Source organism: Marinobacter sp. MBR-99 (assembly GCF_040547575.1).
Taxonomy (GTDB): domain Bacteria; phylum Pseudomonadota; class Gammaproteobacteria; order Pseudomonadales; family Oleiphilaceae; genus Marinobacter.
Genome location: NZ_JBEPPY010000014.1, coordinates 91779 through 109247 on the forward strand (window position 1 = coordinate 91779; position 17469 = coordinate 109247).

The window sequence follows — 17469 nt, forward strand, 5'->3', positions numbered from 1 at the left end:
CTAACCTTCCCGCCTTCAGTGAGATCAGCCACGGCGAGAAGGAAGCGGAACATGACCACAAGCAGCCAACACACCAGCAGCTTTGCGGCACTCGGCCGCCTGTTACGTTATGCCCGGGGTTATCGTCGGCGGATCATCGCCGCCACCACCTGCTCGGTCATCAACAAACTGTTCGATATCGCCCCCGAGATCCTGATTGGTGTGGCCATCGATGTGGTTGTGAACCAGGAACAGAGCTTTGTTGCCCGCCTGGGGTTTGAGACGGCCCAGCAACAGATTACCATCCTGGCGGTACTGACCTTCTTCATCTGGGCAGGAGAATCCCTGTTCGAATACCTTTACCAGATTCTCTGGCGCAATCTGGCCCAGCGCCTTCAATCAGACCTGCGACAAGATGCTTACGAGCATGCCCAGCGTCTGGATATGAGCTTCTTTGAGGCCCGAAGCTCTGGGCAACTGGTCGCGACCATGAACGACGACGTTAACCAGCTCGAACGTTTCCTCGATGGCGGTGCCAACGCCATGATTCAGGTGGTGGTCACCGTGGTCGCGGTGGGAGCCGTGTTCTTTGTATTGTCCCCACTGATTGCTCTGCTTGCGTTTACGCCGATTCCCCTGATCATCTGGGGAGCCTTCTATTTCCAGCGTAAAGCCGGGCCACTGTATGCGGATGTGCGCGAAAAAGTCGGTGATCTGTCCAGCCGCCTTGCCAACAACCTGGGCGGCATTGCCACTATCAAAAGCTTTACCGCTGAGCTGCGCGAGGCCCACCGCCTGAAACAAGCCAGTGAGGCCTATGTGGAAGCCAACCGGCAGGCCATAAGGATCAGCTCTGCGTTCATCCCGGTTATTCGAATGGCCATTCTCGCCGGGTTTCTGGCGACCTTTACTGTCGGCGGCATGATGGCGTTAAACGGTGACCTCAACGTCGGGGCCTATGGCGTGCTGGTGTTCCTGACTCAGCGCCTGCTCTGGCCCCTGACGGGCCTTGCGGAAGTCATTGATCTGTTCGAGCGGGCCATGGCCAGCACCCGGCGAATTCTGGATCTGCTGGCGGAACCGGTAAACGTTCGGGACCAGGCAGGGAAAAACCTGGAACAGCCGGTTCAGGGCAAGGTGGCGTTTGAACAGGTGAGCTTTCACTATGCCAGCAGCGGTGCCGGTGTTAACGGCATCAGCCTGGAGGTACCCGCCGGCAATACCCTGGCCCTGGTGGGTGCAACCGGGTCTGGCAAATCAACCCTGATCAAACTGTTGTTGCGATTCTATGACCCCACCCACGGCGAGATCCGCCTGGATGGCCAGGCTATTCGGGACGTAAGCCTGAAATCCCTGCGGGATGCGATCGGACTGGTCAGCCAGGATGTCTACCTGTTTGAAGGCAGCATTCGCGACAATCTGGCCTACGGTAAGCCCGAAGCCACCGATGAAGAGATTATCGAAGCGGCCCGAACAGCAGAGGCCTGGTCGTTCATCAGCCAGTTACCCCAGGGCCTGGATACTCCGGTTGGCGAACGCGGGGTGCGCCTCTCCGGCGGCCAGCGCCAAAGACTGTCTCTGGCCCGTGCCCTGTTGAAAGATCCTCCGGTTCTGGTACTCGATGAAGCCACCAGCGCCGTGGACAACGAAACTGAAGCGGCAATTCAGCGCTCGCTCCGGCGCATTGGCCACAACCGAACGGTGATCATGATCGCCCACCGATTGTCGACCATTGTTGACGCGGACAACATCGCGGTGATCGACGGAGGCCTGGTGGTCGAACAAGGCGACCACAAGACACTGCTGGCGCTAAACGGCGCCTACGCTGCGCAATGGCGCGTTCAAACCGGCCAGGTGAACAATGCCGACACCTGATATACATTGATAGTAATTCGCATTTAGATTATCCTGCCCGCCAAAGCTAAGGGGGAGTCTGAGTGCCAGCGTTTTTTGAAGTCGACCAACTGGCGGTTCGCCTGGGTGACACCGCCATATTGCACAATGTCAGCCTGGCATTTCAGGAAGGCGAGGTAACGGCGCTGCTCGGTCATAACGGCTCGGGCAAATCCACCTTGTTGAAGACCCTGGCCCGGCAGATATCGCCCTCCCACGGCGAAGTCCTGCTCAATGGCCAGTCGTTCCGCGCTACAGGTACCCGAGCATTCGCAAGAACCGTGGGCTACCTGCCACAACATCCCCCGGCAACCGACGGACTCACAGTGAGAGAGCTGGTCGCACTCGGACGCTATCCCTGGCGCGGCCCCCTCGGCCGTTACACTGCGGGCGACCAGACACTGATTGAACAGGCCATCCATGACACCGGCCTGGCACGATTCGCCGACCGCGCGGTCGACACCCTGTCGGGTGGTGAGCGGCAACGGGCCTGGATAGCCATGTTGCTGGCCCAGCAAACCCGCTGCCTGCTGTTGGATGAACCCATTTCCGCCCTGGATGTGAAACACCAGGTGGAGACCCTGCGCCTTGTCCACCGCCTTGCCGAAGAGCGGGAACTGACCGTCATTGTGGTGTTACACGATGTGGATCTCGCGGCCAGGTTCTGCGACCGCCTCGTGGCCCTGAAAGCCGGGCAGGTTGTGGCGGATGGAACGCCCAACGAGATTATGGACAGCGGCATATTGGAATCCATCTACGGCGTCGCCATGGGCGTGATGGAACGAGCGCCCGGCCAATGGGTGTCTTATGTGCACTGAACAACGTGCTTTCCGCCCACTGGCGTATCTCTGCTTCCTTGCACTCATTATCAGCCAACCCGCGCACCCCGGTACCTGGAGCCATGAGAAGGGCGCCCTCACCCTGCCCCGGCAGCCCGAGCGTATCGTTGCCCTCAACTGGGCAGCAACAGAAGCCTTGTTACTGCTGGGCATTACACCTGTGGGCGTGGCAGATCGGGATGGCTACAGCGCCTGGGTGCAGGACCCGGAATTACCCGATGGCGTTGCCAATGTTGGCACCCGCGTTGCCCCGAGCCTGGAGGCGATTGCAGAGCTGAAGCCAGACCTGATCGTCACCAGTGCAGAAATGTCGCCTGCGGCCGAATTACTGGAACGCATTGCTCCCACTTACGTCATCAGCGTGTACAAAGAGGGCTCCGCCCCTTTCACCAAAGCCAGGGAAATGCTGACCACGCTTGGCCAGATGCTGAACCTCGAACACCAGGCCGAGGCCATCCTTACGGATATTGACCAAACCCTCGAGAATCAACGCACCCGCCTGGCCGAGGCCGGCATGAATCAGCAGCCGGTGGCCCTGGTCAACTTTCTGGATGACCGACATGTTCGTATCTACGCGCACAACGGCCTCTATCAGACCACCCTCAAAGCCTTGGGGCTGCGCAATGCCTGGCCACACGAGGGTAACTATTGGGGATTCTCTGTGGTTGGCCTGGAGGCCATTGCGTCCTACCACGACAGTCGTATCGTTGTGATTTCACCCACCCTGCCCGGGCTCTCGGATCATCTGGCAGGCAGCCCCTTCTGGACCTACCTGCCGCCCGTCAAGCGAAACCAGGTGTATCAGATTGAGCCGGTGTGGCCATTCGGCGGGGTGTACCCGGTAAAACGCCTGGCGATGTTGCTGGCTGATGCCCTGTTGGAGGGAGGCCGCAACAATGTTCGCTGACTCGGCACGCGTACCTGCGACCGCCCCTTCCCTCCCCAAAAGACTTCCGGTTGCCATTGCCCTGCTCTGGCTTGTCGCCCTGGCGGCCAGCTCCCTTCCCTGGCTGAGCCAGATGACACCAGGCGAACTGTTCGCGGCGTTCTGGAGCTATACCGAAGATTATTACCCGTCTGTGCTCGCTCACTACAGCTGGGCCCCCAGGGTCTCAATGGCCGTTCTGATCGGCTGCGGACTGGGCCTGGCAGGCGCCGTTACCCAGCAAATCCTTGGCAACCCCCTGGCCTCGCCCACCACGCTGGGCGTGGAAGCCGGCGGGCAGTTCGGGGTGACCATTGCTACGCTTTTTGTACCGGCTTTGCTGGCCTTCAGCCCCGACCTGGCCGCCGTGGCGGGCGGCCTTCTGGCCATTGGCCTGGTGATTGCGCTGACCTGGCGCCTGGGTTTCTCTCCAGTCACGGTCATTCTGGCGGGGCTGGTGATCACCTTCTTCCTCGGCGCCATGAACATGGCCTTTCTGCTGCTTAAAGGCGAATGGCTGGGTAACCTGTTTATCTGGGGTGCCGGCTCGCTGGTCCAGAATAACTGGGGGCCCTTCCTGGAATTGTTGCCACGGGTACTGATACTCGCGATGGCCATGCTGTTGTTAATGCGGCCCCTGGCACTGCTGCAACTGGGGCAGGCTTCGGCTTCGGCACTCGGGGCCAAGGTTGCGCTGGTTCGGGGCGGCGCCCTGATTCTGGTGGTGCTGATGAGTTCCGTGGTGGTCAGCCGGGTAGGTGTGGTGGCATTCGTGGGGCTGGCCGCCCCGGTGCTGGCCAAGCTACTGGGCGCCCGCACGCTGGGTGAGAGACTGCTTTGGAGCACGATTACTGGCGGCGGGCTCTTGCTGCTGGCAGACACCCTGGCGCACTGGGCAACAACTCTGGGTAACGGCTCCATTGTGCCCACCGGCACCACCACCGCCCTGATCGGCGGCCCCATTATCCTGTTGGCGTTGCAGGGCATTCGAAACACTCACCATATGCCCGGAGCAGATTCGAGCCCGGCCGGGTTCATGCCCACCCGCAAGCCAACAGTTCTGATCGCCGGCATTCTAATGGCGCTGCTGATGCTGACCATCGCTGTGTCTATGGCCTGGTCGCCCGGCCTGAGTTCCTGGAACTGGACACCCGTGTCGAACTGGAGCGATGCCTGGGTGTGGCGTGGCCCTCGGCTGATGGCGGCCATTCTTGCCGGCATGGCTCTGGGCATGGCCGGCACGCTGATACAGCGCATGACCGGCAACCCTATGGGCAGCCCGGAATTGCTGGGTATTAGCGGTGGAGCGGCTTTGGTGATGGTGGTCCTGGTGCTCACCGGCCTCGACATCGGCCGCGGCGGCCAACTGGTCGGAGCCACTGCGGGGGCCGCTGCTGCATTTGGCCTGTTGATTCTGCTGGCACGCCGTCATCGCTTTGCCGGCAACCAACTGCTGTTGGGCGGGCTGGCGCTTTACGTCTTTATGGATGCCGGATTGAGGCTGGTAATGGCTTCCGGGGGAACCGTTGCGTCGAGATTGCTGAACTGGATGTATGGCTCCACCTGGCTGGTGTCTGAACCGGAAGCCATTGGTTTGCTGGCACTGGTGCTGGGGCTTGGAGCACTGCTTTTGCTGGTTATACGACCGCTGACCCTTTTGCCGCTGGGGGATTCGGCCGCATCATCGCTGGGGCTGCCGGTCGCGCGGGCCCGGCTTCTGCTGCTGCTGATGGCTTCGGTACTCACTGCCGCCGCCACTGTGGTGATCGGCCCGCTGAGCTTTGTTGGGCTGATCGCACCCCACCTTGCCAGGGTGCTGGGCCAGCAAACGGTGGGGCGTCAGCTTGTGGTTGCGGCGCTGGCAGGTGGACTGCTGCTGGCCATCGCCGATTATCTGGCGCGGGTCGTCGTGTTTCCCAACCAGTTGCCATCCGGGCTATTAGCGGCCCTGGTGGGTGGCCTGTACTTTCTCTGGGGATTGAGCCGCCATGGCCGTCACTGAGGTTTGTGGTGATCACTGGCTGGCCAGCTATCGCCAACTGTTAACCGGCCATGGTCTGAGCCCACAGAACACCCTGAACAGCGCACTGGCTCAAGACGCCGGGCAACGCCCTGCGCTGTTTTCCCTGGCACAGGTTCTGGCCAGGCCGGAGCTGCTGGAAAACCAGCTGCTGGAGGATTATCCGGACGCGGGCCACCCCAAGATGCACAAGGCCCGCGTGTCGATGCTACACCAGAGCCTGGCCTTGCAGGTCATCGCCCCCCGGATGCTACAGCTGTTCCGGGATGGAGTCTGCGCCCCCCTGAACCCGGACCGAATTTTCCTGTGCCCGCTGGAACTCGCTGACGCGCCGTCTCGCTGGGTTAACTTGAATGACGGTCATACGCCGCTGGCACCCGAGGCATTTATTGAGATAACCGCTGATCAGATGCAGGCGTGGTATCCGGTCTTCCGGCAGTCCTTCGGGGTCAGCCCCGGCGCCTACTGGAGCAGTGTTGGCCTGGCACTGGGTGCACCCTTCTCTGCAGTGTGGAATCAGGTGGACCCGGAAGCGCTCTGCGCCCTGGCCACCAGCTGGCTTGGCCGGTTTGAGTGTGACGCAAACCGATACATCGACTGGATACCGACCGGGTTCAGCCAGCAGCGTTGTGCACTGCCTCAACGGCGAGGCTGCTGCTTGAAGTATCTCTTGCCGGATGGAGGCTACTGTGGGACTTGCGGGATTTACCGCAAGCAACGAATGGAGGAGGCAGGACTTTCGCCCTGCCCCTGATGGCTTCAGTAAACCCAGGAAACGGTCATGCTGGCATTAGCCGGCGCACCGTAAAAGCCCTGGGCAGACGTGCCGAACTTCTTCAGGCTTTCGATGTATTTTTCATCGGTCACGTTGTTCACGTTCAGGGTTGCGTTCCAGTTGCGGGCGAAATCGTAACTGGCCATTAAATCAATGACCGCATAGCTACCTTGCTCGGTCACTATCGTGGCACCGGCGTTTGGCCCGGTTGTGGCAACACCCTGCTCCTGACTGATTGCAGACTGCCAGCGCACCTTACTGCCCAGTTTCAGGCCGTCGATACCGGGCACTTTCCAGGTGCCACGGAGCTGGGCCAGATGTTCCGGCACAAACGACTTAGCCGAACGTCCGTCTTTGTCTTCAATGTCCACATAGGTGTACCCGGCAAAGAGCTGAACTCTGTCGGTCACGTCGCCCACAAACTCCAGCTCAACACCCTGACTCTTAAGGCCATCAACAGCACGGTAGTAGGCATCCTGGGTGCCTTCAAAGGTACCAGCCGCTTCCGCCACATTCTGCTGCTCAGTCTGGAAGACAGCCACGGTGGTGTTAACCCGATCAACAAGAAACTCGCTCTTCAGGCCCAGTTCGTAATTTACCCCGTCAATGGGATCAAGCCGGCTGCGGTTAATATCCAGTTCCGTTTGCGGCGTGAATATCTCGGTGTAGCTCGCATAGACTGAGTGGTTATTGTTGAGGTCGTAAATCAGGCCTGCGTATGGGGTTTCAACAGCGTTGTAGCGGGTTTCTTTGGTATTGCCGTAACTGGTCCCCTTACTGTCGATCCAGGTCATCCGCAGGCCGGTAATGGCGGTGAGCCTGTCAGTGACACTCCAGCGGGCTGCCGCATAGGTTGCGGTCTCACGATCAGTCCAGTCAGAGCCCGCAGCACCATTGGTGAAAGCGGGTTTCGGGTAATTACCATCCCATTCGTTCAAGGGCGGCAGCGGATCGCCAATACCTTGGCCGTAGCGGGATTCATCAACCGTCTCAGACCGGGACCAGGTGGCCCCCAACACCAGCTCATGGGTGCGATTGCCAAGAGTGAAAGGCCCGGTTGCAAAGGCATCAACCACCCATTGTTCAACGTTCAGATCGTACTGACTGCCGTAAGCCATCAAGCCCTCACCGGTATCGGGGTCTGGAGTACCGAACTGATAGAAAAGCTCAGAGTCACTTTCGCTTTCCAAACGGGAAACCGTGCCTTGTGCCCGCCAGCCATTTGCCAGCTGCTGCCGCAGCTCCACGAAGCTGTTATGCAGGGTGTTATCCCAGTAGGACCAGTCCGCGGAGGTGCTGGTGGAGCGTGTAAACTCGGTAGCCGTTCCGTCGGTGAAGAACAGAGGCAATGCGCCCCATAGCGGGCTGTCGGTGTCGGACGTCTGGATCGCATGGCCAGCAGTGAGTAACGTGGTATTCGTCAAATCTGCTTCCAGCACGCCATAGAACATCTTCTTTTCATTGCTGTAGCGATCGAGATAGGAGTTCTTGTCCTCGTACCCCGCAACCACTCTGCCACGCACGTTTCCGGAATCCGTCATCGAACCTGAAACATCGCCAACAAGGCGCTTTTGGTCCCAGGAACCGCCAGTAGCCCTGACGGATGCCTGAGTGGTTTCTGTTGGGCGCTTGCGTATGAAATTCACCGTGGCCGCCGGACTGCCAGAACCTGTCATCAGGCCGTTTGCACCTCGAACCACTTCAACCCTATCGAAAAATGACGTATCCAGCTCGCCCTGAATGTTGTCGTATACGGCGGGCATGCCCACGCCATCGTACTGAAAGTTATTGATGTCAAAACCACGAGACGTGTAATAGGTTCGATCCGTCTCAACGGACTCCACGGTCACACCAGTCGTGCCTTCCAGTACGTCGTTAACATTGTTCTGGGCAAAGTCGTTCATCTGCTCGCGGGTAATGACAGTAACGGCCTGCGGCGTTTCACGGTGAGTCAGCTCCATTTTCATGGACGTGGTGGTTGCACTGCTCAGGTAACTTCCCGTGGATTCAGAGGAAGCAGTGCCCCGCTCTGCCGAGACATCAATTACCTCGAGTGTGGCGGGCTCGCCAGTCTGCGCTGCCGCCAACATTGGAGCAGAAGCAAGACAAACGGCAGTGGCCAGAGCGTTTCGGCGCAAAGCGGGCTTGGGTAATCGGGACATCAGAATCTCCGTACTTTTGTCGATGAAAGAAATCAAAACACAGTCGACATATCTTAATGCGAATCATTCTGATTTGAAATACAAAGATTGATCCAGAATAACGCTCTTCCCCTATTACCAGTAGTTAGCCAAAACCCAACAGGGCCCTGTCACCTGCTATTCTTGACTAACAACAAGCGCCAGACGCGCAGAAAAACCGACTCAAGGGGGAGAGTTTCATGTTTAATGGCAAACCACTTCTAGTCGCCGGCAGCCTGTTACTCTTTTCAGTGACCGGCGCTGCCGCCCAGACATTCTCATCCGACAAAACCGAATTTCAGCTGGAAACCGTCGCCCAGAACCTCGAGCATCCATGGAGCCTGGCCTTCCTGCCCGATGGCACCATGCTGGTCACCGAACGTGAAGGTCGGCTTCGCCGGATTGAGAACGGCAACCTTGTACGGGAACCGGTTAAAGGGTTACCGGAACTGGTAGCCTCCGGCCAGGGGGGGCTTCTGGATGTTGTGCTTCACCCGCAGTTCGCCAACAACCAGACCCTGTTTCTGAGTTACGCCCACCGTAACAGTGACGGCATGACTACCCGCGTTGCCCGTGCGACCTATAACGGCGAGGCGCTTGAAAACGTCGAAGTGATTTTTGAGGCTCTACCCCGTTCGAGAAATGGCAGGCACTTTGCCGGCAGGATGGTGTTTGACCAGAACGGCCATTTATACATGGCCGTCGGTGACCGAGGCGAAATGGACAGGGCTCAGGATAATCGGGACGATGCCGGTGGCGTGCATCGCATTTCCACAAACGGTGATGCGATTGCAGACAACCCCTTTATCGGCGATTCCCGCACCAACAACACCTTCTACACCTACGGCAACCGCAACATCCAGGGCATGACCCTACACCCGGACACCGGTGAAGTCTGGAGCCATGAACATGGCCCCCGGGGTGGAGACGAGATCAACATCATCAGGGCGGGTAATGACTACGGCTGGCCGAAGGTCACCTACGGCATCGACTACTCTGGCATTCCGATCTCAGACAAGACCACCATGGCGGGCGTAACCGACCCACTGCACTATTGGGACCCGTCCATTGCCCCCTCTGGCATGGCCTTCTATACCGGCGACCTGTTCCCGCAGTGGCAGGGCGATCTGTTTGTCGGTGCGCTGAGGAGTCAAAAGCTGGTTCGACTGACCCTCAACGATGAAGAAGTGGTTGAGGAAGAAGATCTGCTTACCAATCTCGGTGAACGTATCCGGGATGTGCGCATGGGGCCGGATGGCGCCCTGTGGCTGCTGACCGACTCGCGTCAGGGCAAGGTGTACCGGGTGGTACCGGCCAAGTGATCAATTCGGGTCGTTGGTGCGCTCGGTTTTGTCGTACTGGGGCAGATTGTCAGTGATATCAAACCAGTCGGACTTTGAGCCCACGTAAACGTGCTGGGCGGCCTTCTTTCCCAGGGGCTCGTTGATCGCCCCAACCCGCAGCCTCAGGATGCCGGGGATGGCGTCCAGGCGGCTGTATAGCTGGCTTCCACAGCGGGGGCAGAAGGCCCGGTATTTGCCGGGCCGGGATTCGAATTCCCTCACCTGATCCTGGCCAGAAACAAATCGAAACCGCACTTTCTGCACCGGCGCACTGGCGGAAAACGCACTGCCGTGCGCTCGCCGGCACTGACTGCAATGGCACAGGGCGACCGGACCCAAAGGGCCATCGTACTCAAACTGGACATCGCCACAAAGACACTGGCCGGTATACATCACTTGCTCCCGATTCTGGCACGCAGACTATGGGCGCTGATCATACCGTGTCGGGCCCGGAATACCAGCCCCGGGCCGCCGACTGCGGGCGCTCAACCCCCGTACTGTTTATTCAGGTAAGCCATAATCCGACCGGATTCAAACAACTGCTGACCGGTATTGGGATCTTCCAGATACGGCACTTGCACCCTGCCATGTTTCTGGAAAAAGGCGTCCCGCTTGCCCCCCGGAATGGGCCTGTACTCGCCTGGCTTTAAACGTTGTTTGGCCGGGCCGATTTCGGTCCAGTGCTCCTTGCCCAGGTTGTGTAATGTGTAGGGAATCTCCAGCTCGCACAGTTTTTCCCGCACCAGGCGTGAAAAGGGGCTGCCCTCAAAGCTCCAGAGGTGTAATCCCTGCTCCGGACGATTACCGGATACGGCGCGCAATCCACGCAGTTCACTGGTTGCAGATCCAATCGAGTTCAAAGCTGGTTGCCAAGCCCTGGACTGGTAGTAGCCAGGCACGGGCCGATCGGCATACTGACTAAACAGGTAGGCAACAATATCCTCGGATTCGTAGATCACCTTGCCGGTATTTTGATCCACCAGCAACGGGAACTGCTGCTTGCCGCCCAGAGCCTCGGCTTCCGGGCGGAAGAATCGGCCGCCTTTGGGGCAGGGCCTGATCTCAACATCCAGGTGCAAAGCCGTCAGCACTTCCCGCACACGGCGACAGTAAGGGCAGGCTTCCATATCATAAAGAATGATCGGTTTTTCTGGCTGCGGGACAGCCTTGATCACCAGGCAGCCACGCCAGGCAGCAAAGGAAGAGGTCGCCACAGATTCCAGTACGTTCACCTGATGTCTGATCGCTTTGAGCATATTGTTGCCTTTGTTCGTTGTATTTGGTTCATGGGCTCAGACTGGCATTGTCTCACAATCGCAGTCCTCCCCATTGGCTTGCGCGTCACTGCGTTGCGGTCAAAGCTAACCCACTGATTCTGAAAGGCACTTACGAGCTGTCACAAAAACCTAATATAAACAACGACTCTACTGCCATTTTTTAACGTCATGTATAGCTTTTCTGCATAGTACAAACCCGTGGGATGAGCTATTGTAGAAAGTGAATATAACAATGGGCTGGTGTGATGCTGATTCAGGGTTTACAGGCGAAGGTTTGCGCGTCAAGGAGTGTAACCTCTCCCAAGCGGCTGGTGTTGGCCGTAGCGGCTGCCTGCGCTATGGCAAGTACGCCGGCCCCGGCCCAGGAAAGCAGCAGTGCTGCTGCCGCCTTCGCTGAATCCAGGCTATGGGCCAGTCAGATCAAAGACTACGCGAATAAGTCCCTGAAGAACGATCAGGCGCTCAGTGTTGCAGCCATCCCCCTCAACGGGCCGGGCATTGAGCAGTATGTGAACGCTGACGAACTGATGAGCCCAGGCTCCATCATGAAGTTGGTCACCACCTATGCGGCCCTGGAGTTGTTGGGCCCGACTCATCACTGGAACACCGATTTCCTGACCGACGGCATCATGGTTGGCGATACCCTGAAGGGCAACCTGTACGTGCGTTTCGGTGGCGATCCCAAGCTCACCCTTGAGCGACTGTGGGGCACCCTTCGGGAATTACGCAGCATGGGTATTAACCGGATTGAAGGTGATCTGGTTCTGGACGGCAGTTATTTCCGGGTCGACGGTGGTTTCCCGGCCTTTGAAGACAACGGCAACAACCCCCACGCGCCTTTCCTGGTGGAACCGTCCGCTTATCTGAGCAATCTCAACCTGCTTCACTTTCAGGTACGGGCTGATGAGCGGGGCACCCAGGCCTGGACCACTCCCAATCTTGGTGAGATCAGTATTGATAACCGGGTAACCGCGCTGCCGGAGGGCCCCTGCCCTGCCCGCAGTCGCTTCGACTGGAAGCCAGTGTTTCATAACGATCACCGGGTAACCGTTCAGGTGACCGGTGAGTTGCCCCAGGGCTGTCGCACCACCACCTATCTGTCACTGTTGCCCCACGAGCGTTATTCAGCCTCACTAATTCGCTCAGTGTTATCAGAAATGGGAGTGATCATCAGTGGTGGTGATCGGTTTGATACTACTCCGGAAGACGCTCGCCTTGTGATGCGGACCACCTCCCCGGATCTGGTGACCATGGTGCGGGACATCAACAAGTGGAGTAGTAACGTGATGGCCCGGCAAATGCTGCTGACCATTGGCGCCGAGTTCCGCAAGGAAGACGAACAGGACGACCGGGTGGCGGGCATTCGCGCCATCTATGACTGGCTCGAAGGGCTTGGCGTCAACACGGCAGGCATGGTGATCGATAACGGCGCGGGGCTGACACGCCATGGCCGGATTACCGCACGCCAGGGCGCCCAGATTCTGCAGCACGCCTGGAACAGCCCCTATTCTTCAGATTTAATGGCCTCCATGCCGATCATCGCGATGGATGGCACCATGTCCCGGCGCCTGAGAAATACCGGCATGGATGGCCAGGGCCGGATTAAAACCGGCTACCTTGAGCATGTGCGCTCTATTGCCGGCTTTACTCGTGACGACAGGAATACCACCTGGGCTATCGTCGGCATGGTTAATAACAACCCGGCCTGGAATGGCCAGGCAGTGCTTGACCGCGTGCTCTACTCACTGCACTTCCGGCCACCGGTCGGGACATCCCTGTCCCAGTCCCCGGCGGATGGCTCAGGGCCTTCCATCCAGTAAGGCCCCGCCAATAAAAGTCTGAAACTAACCCAGAGCCTATCGGGATACCCCGGCCATGTCGGGCAGCTTGTGCGCAATACCCTTGTGGCAATCGATGCAGGTTTGCTCACCGTCCGCCAGCGCTGTCGAGTGCGCCTGGGATGCTCTGGGGTCTTGCAGGGTGAAGTCCATCGAATCGAACTCGTGGCAATTACGACACTCCAGTGAATCGTTCGCTTTCAGCCGCTGCCACTCCCGCTCCGCCAGCTCACGTCGCTTGGCCTCGAATTTCTCCGGGGTGTTGATGGAGCCAAATATCCAACCCCAGACTTCTTTCGAGGCTTCCATCTTTCGGCCAATCTTATGAGTCCAGCCGTGGGGCACGTGGCAATCTGAACATTCGGCACGTACACCTGATCGGTTAGTGTAATGGATGGTTGTTTTCAGCTCCTGATACGGGTTGCTATACATTTCATGGCACCCTATGCAGAACTGCTCGGTGTTGGTCACTTCCAGCGCCGTGTTGAAACCACCCCAGAAGATGATCCCGGCAATAAAGCCGCTGAGCGTCAGGAAACCGAGGCTGTAGTGCACACTGGGCTTGCGCAACAGATTCCAGTAGAGCTTCAGCCGTTTCATCATCAGCGATCTCCTCTGCTGGAGGCACGGATCACTTCATCCACGGCTTTGAAATCTGACTCCACCAGCGGCTGAGCGTCGGTTTGCGGCACATGGCACTGGGTGCAGAAATAGCGCCCCGGCGTTACCTCAGCCCGCACCTGGAAGTGACGATCCATAAAATGAGTCACGCTCACCATGGGGGCACCCGCCTGCACGGCTGCCTCGCGGCTGTGGCAATCCAGGCAACGGTTGAAGTTCTTGTCTACCTGATAGTCGCGGATGGCATGGGGAATCACCGGCGGTTGCTCCGGATAATTACGCACTTCCCGTTTCACCTCTCTGGGATCACCGGCGATAGGCGGTGCGGGCAGATCCTGCCCCAGAGTCCCGCCTTTGCGCAGCCCGTCCGGTGAAGAGGGTGACAAATGATCACTCTCGGCATACGCCAGGAAGGCCAGGGAGGCGGCCAGAAAAAAGACAAGCGTTCTCATGGTGACGTCTCCTTAAGCCAGGTTAACCAGTTCCAGACGGACAGCGCACTTCTTGAAGTCGGTCTGTTTGGAAATGGGGTCCGTTGCGTCCAGCGTGACCTTGTTGATCAGCTTTCCGGCATCGAAGAACGGCACATACACCATGCCCTTGGGCATACGAACACGACCACGGGTTTCTACCCGAACCCGGACTTCACCCCGGCGACTGATCACCTTTACCTCGCTGCCACGCCGCCACCCTCTGTCACGGGCATCATCAGCGTTCATGTACAACAAGGCATCCGGAACCGCCTTGTGCAGTTCAGACACCCGGCGCGTCATTGAGCCCGTATGCCAGTGTTCCAATACCCGGCCAGTGCAAAGCCAGAATGGGTATTCATCGTCCGGAGATTCTGCGGGCGGCTCATGGGGCACGGCGAAGATTCGCGCGCGATTGTCTGGATTGCCATAAAACTGGAAACCGCTGCCCTCTGCCACGTATGGGTCTGAGCCCTCACGATAGCGCCATAGGGTTTCCTTGCCATCAACGACCGGCCACCTCAAACCACGGGTGGCATGGTAAGTATCGAAGTCCGCCAGGTCTTTGCCCTTACCGGCACCAAACTGCCGATATTCCTCAAAAATGCCCTTCTGGATGTAGAAACCAAAGTCTTTCGACTCCTGGTTCCCGTATTCCGGATGCAGGTCTCCCAGCGGATAACGGTCAACGTTGCCGTTTCGGAACAACACATCAAACAGGGTTTTGTCTCGCGTTTCCGGCGCTTTGGCAATCAGCTCCTCCGGCCACACATCGGCCACTTTGATGCGCTGGGAAAGAGCCACCGTTTGCCACAGGTCTGAGCGGGCTTCACCCGGTGCGTTCACCAGCTGATGCCAGAACTGGGTGCGGCGCTCAGCATTACCGTAAGCCCCTTCTTTTTCAACCCAGCCGGCCGCCGGCAAAATAAGGTCTGCCGCCTGTGCCGAGACCGTGGGATAAATATCAGAGACGATGATAAAGGTATCGGGATTGCGCCAGCCCGGCAGGGTTTCCTGCATGGTGTTTGGCCCCGCCTGGATATTGTTGGTGACCTGGGTCCAGTAAACTCGCAGTTTGCTGTCTTTCAGCATCCGGCTTTGCAGCACTGCGTGGTAACCCGGCTTGGCCGGAATGGTGCCCTCCGGCAGTTTCCAGATCTTCTCTGCCTTGGCCCGGTGCTCCGGGTTGGCCACCACCATATCGGCTGGCAGGCGATGAGCAAAGGTGCCCACCTCCCTCGCCGTACCGCAGGCGGAAGGTTGACCAGTGAGCGAAAACGGACTGTTGCCCGGCGTTGCTATCTTGCCGGTCAGCAGGTGAATGTTGTAGATCAGGTTATTCACCCAAACCCCGCGGGTGTGCTGGTTAACGCCCATCGTCCAGAAGGTGGTAACCCGCTTGTCGGGGTCGGCGTATAACTTGGCCAGACGCTCTAGCCGGGCCTCTGACACTCCGGAAATCGCGGCGGCCTTTTTCACATCGAACTCGCGGACATGCCGTGCGAAATCGTCAAATGACATGTCTTCCCAGCCGTTGGCGTTATCGGCGTTCCTGGCCTTCTGTTCACGCGGATCTTCTGGCCGGAGGCCATAGCCGATGTCGTCTGCAGCGCGCACAAACCGGGTGTGTTTGGTAACGAAATCCTGGTTCACCGCATTGTTCTGGATAATGTAGTTGGCAATGTAATTCAGAATCGCCACATCGGCGTGGGGCTCCATCACCATCGGCAGGTCCGCCAGGTCAAAGCAGCGGTGCTCGTAGGTTGAGAGCACCGCCACTTCGGTACTGGGGTGCGACAGTCGGCGGTCGGTTACCCGGGTCCAGAGGATCGGGTGCATCTCTGCCATGTTGGCGCCCCAGAGTACGAAGGCATCCGCACTCTCGATATCGTCATAGACACCCATCGGCTCATCAGACCCAAATGTCCGCATAAAGCCGGCAACCGCAGACGCCATGCAATGGCGGGCGTTGGGGTCGATGTTATTGGAGCGAAAACCGGCCTTGAACAGTTTGCTGGCGGCATAGCCTTCCCAGATGGTCCACTGGCCGGAGCCGAACATGCCAACGCTTTCCGGGCCATGCTCCTTGATGGCAGTTGTGAACTTTTCTGCCATCACGTCCAGGGCTTCATCCCAACTGACCTCCTGGAAATCGCCCTCTTTGTGGAATTTGCCGTCACGTTTACGCAGCAACGGCTTGGTAAGCCGGTCACGACCGTACAGTATCTTCGACAGAAAGTAGCCTTTCACACAGTTCAGACCACGGTTCACTTCCGACTGAGTATCCCCATGGGTCGCCACGATCTGATTGTCCCTGGTTGCAACCATCACACTGCAACCGGTGCCACAGAAACGGCAGGGCGCCTTGTTCCATCTCAGTTCGGTGAGTTCAGCGTTGGTAATCAGATTACTGGCCGCAGCCGGTATCGACAGGCCGGCCGCAGATGCCGCCATAGCCAGCGCGTTGGCCTTTGCGAATTCTCGTCGTGTCAGGTTCATGACATTGCTTCCTGTTGTTCTGTTTCTGACTGTCCTTTAGCAATCAACTGCTGTCTCGCTTCTTCCGGAGACATCACTTCGTGGTAAACCAGAATGCATTCCAGAACGCCCGGTGCGCTTTCTACCAATTCCATGGCGTTCAGCAGGTCCTGATGGCTGGTGCCTTCCGCCAGCACCACCAGTTTTCCCAACGGGTCTCGGGTACCCTCCTCCAGCCCCGGGGTTGCCTCTAGAAGTTCGAGCACCGCATCGAGCGACTCCGGTCGCACGTGCACCAGAAAGCTGGCGATGTGGATTTCCGCGTTCGGTGATTCATGCATGGGTTTGCTCTCTCTGTTCCTGGGTAACCAGGTTGATGGCATCTTCAGGGCACACCGCGACACAGGCACCGCAACCGGTGCAATCGTCTTCGGCGACCTCAGGGATGGCGACATGGCCAAGCTTTGGAGGGAACCGTATAGCTGCGGGTTCACAGGCGTCTCGGCAGGTCTGGCAGTGGATATTGGCTTGGGCAAGGCAGTTATCCCGAATCACCGCGCGCCAAGGGAACGCCTCACGTGTGAGGTCAAACACCGATTCCGGACAGGCTCGGGCGCACTCACCGCACAGCGTGCACCCTTCGCCGGTAAAGCGGATTTGCGGGAAACCGCCATCACCGCGAAACAGCACATCTTCGGGGCATGCATCGATACACTGTTCGCACCGGGTGCACTGATCGGTTATTGCTTCGGTTGTCCAGGGTGGCCGCCACTCGGATGCAGGCGCCCTGCCGCCGCGCAGAAACAGCCGGCGGGACTCGTTAACAGCCAT

At 58.5% G+C, this 17469-nt stretch carries 15 protein-coding genes; 7 read left to right on the top strand and 8 right to left on the bottom strand.

What is annotated here, in order from left to right; genetic code table 11:
- The first annotated feature begins 51 nt into the window (after positions 1 to 51).
- The 5 genes from ABIE59_RS13340 (at position 52) to ABIE59_RS13360 (ending at position 6410) form a co-directional block, all read left to right on the top strand.
- Entirely contained in the window at positions 52 to 1854 is a 1803-nt protein-coding gene (locus ABIE59_RS13340; protein WP_354447602.1) for an ABC transporter ATP-binding protein, read from the top strand.
- 62 nt (positions 1855 to 1916) lie between these two features.
- On the top strand, positions 1917 to 2690 hold the full coding sequence (locus tag ABIE59_RS13345) for an ABC transporter ATP-binding protein (RefSeq protein ID WP_152437518.1): 774 nt from the start codon (positions 1917 to 1919) through the stop codon (positions 2688 to 2690).
- Positions 2680 to 3618: an ABC transporter substrate-binding protein gene (locus ABIE59_RS13350; RefSeq protein ID WP_354447604.1), complete on the top strand. Its 939-nt coding sequence runs from the start codon at positions 2680 to 2682 to the stop codon at positions 3616 to 3618. Before ABIE59_RS13345 ends, ABIE59_RS13350 begins: the two co-directional genes overlap by 11 nt.
- A complete protein-coding gene (fhuB, locus tag ABIE59_RS13355; protein ID WP_354447606.1) occupies positions 3608 to 5638 on the top strand; it encodes a Fe(3+)-hydroxamate ABC transporter permease FhuB in 2031 nt (676 codons plus the stop codon). Before ABIE59_RS13350 ends, fhuB begins: the two co-directional genes overlap by 11 nt.
- On the top strand, positions 5625 to 6410 hold the full coding sequence (locus ABIE59_RS13360) for a (2Fe-2S)-binding protein (protein WP_354447608.1): 786 nt from the start codon (positions 5625 to 5627) through the stop codon (positions 6408 to 6410). Before fhuB ends, ABIE59_RS13360 begins: the two co-directional genes overlap by 14 nt.
- Before the next feature lie 5 nt (positions 6411 to 6415).
- On the opposite strand, the gene ABIE59_RS13365 is transcribed toward ABIE59_RS13360, so the two are convergent.
- Positions 6416 to 8593 (bottom strand): TonB-dependent siderophore receptor, encoded by a 2178-nt coding sequence (locus tag ABIE59_RS13365; protein ID WP_354447610.1) that lies wholly within the window; start codon positions 8591 to 8593, stop codon positions 6416 to 6418.
- A gap of 218 nt (positions 8594 to 8811) precedes the next feature.
- Between ABIE59_RS13365 and ABIE59_RS13370 the strand changes: the two genes are divergently transcribed.
- The gene (locus tag ABIE59_RS13370) at positions 8812 to 9933 is read left to right on the top strand and encodes a PQQ-dependent sugar dehydrogenase (protein WP_354447612.1); all 1122 of its coding nucleotides are present in this window, start codon (positions 8812 to 8814) and stop codon (positions 9931 to 9933) included.
- Here ABIE59_RS13370 and ABIE59_RS13375 read toward each other — a convergent pair whose 3' ends face one another.
- Both ABIE59_RS13375 and ABIE59_RS13380 read right to left on the bottom strand, forming a co-directional pair.
- Complete coding sequence (locus tag ABIE59_RS13375; protein WP_354447614.1) at positions 9934 to 10347, bottom strand: GFA family protein; 414 nt, start codon at positions 10345 to 10347, stop codon at positions 9934 to 9936. It lies immediately after the preceding gene.
- 92 nt (positions 10348 to 10439) lie between these two features.
- Complete coding sequence (locus ABIE59_RS13380; protein WP_354447615.1) at positions 10440 to 11210, bottom strand: glutathione S-transferase N-terminal domain-containing protein; 771 nt, start codon at positions 11208 to 11210, stop codon at positions 10440 to 10442.
- 266 nt (positions 11211 to 11476) lie between these two features.
- On the opposite strand from ABIE59_RS13380, the gene dacB reads away from it, so the two are divergent.
- Positions 11477 to 13051 carry a D-alanyl-D-alanine carboxypeptidase/D-alanyl-D-alanine endopeptidase gene (gene dacB, locus ABIE59_RS13385; protein WP_502915365.1) on the top strand — a complete coding sequence of 525 codons (1575 nt, stop codon included), beginning with the start codon at positions 11477 to 11479 and terminating at the stop codon, positions 13049 to 13051.
- 36 nt (positions 13052 to 13087) lie between these two features.
- On the opposite strand, the gene ABIE59_RS13390 is transcribed toward dacB, so the two are convergent.
- Genes ABIE59_RS13390 through napF form a run of 5 tightly spaced genes read right to left on the bottom strand, consistent with a single transcriptional unit; the run spans position 13088 to position 17469 of the window.
- Positions 13088 to 13672: a NapC/NirT family cytochrome c gene (locus ABIE59_RS13390; protein WP_072677850.1), complete on the bottom strand. Its 585-nt coding sequence runs from the start codon at positions 13670 to 13672 to the stop codon at positions 13088 to 13090.
- Positions 13672 to 14142, bottom strand: coding sequence for a nitrate reductase cytochrome c-type subunit (locus ABIE59_RS13395; RefSeq protein WP_354447618.1), 471 nt, complete (start codon positions 14140 to 14142; stop codon positions 13672 to 13674). The genes ABIE59_RS13390 and ABIE59_RS13395 overlap by 1 nt, the downstream gene beginning before the upstream one ends.
- A 12-nt stretch (positions 14143 to 14154) precedes the next feature.
- Positions 14155 to 16659, bottom strand: a complete 2505-nt coding sequence (gene napA / locus ABIE59_RS13400; RefSeq protein WP_354447620.1) for a nitrate reductase catalytic subunit NapA — start codon at positions 16657 to 16659, stop codon at positions 14155 to 14157.
- Entirely contained in the window at positions 16656 to 16979 is a 324-nt protein-coding gene (locus tag ABIE59_RS13405; protein ID WP_354447622.1) for a chaperone NapD, read from the bottom strand. Before ABIE59_RS13405 ends, napA begins: the two co-directional genes overlap by 4 nt.
- Entirely contained in the window at positions 16972 to 17469 is a 498-nt protein-coding gene (gene napF / locus ABIE59_RS13410; protein ID WP_354447624.1) for a ferredoxin-type protein NapF, read from the bottom strand. The genes ABIE59_RS13405 and napF overlap by 8 nt, the downstream gene beginning before the upstream one ends.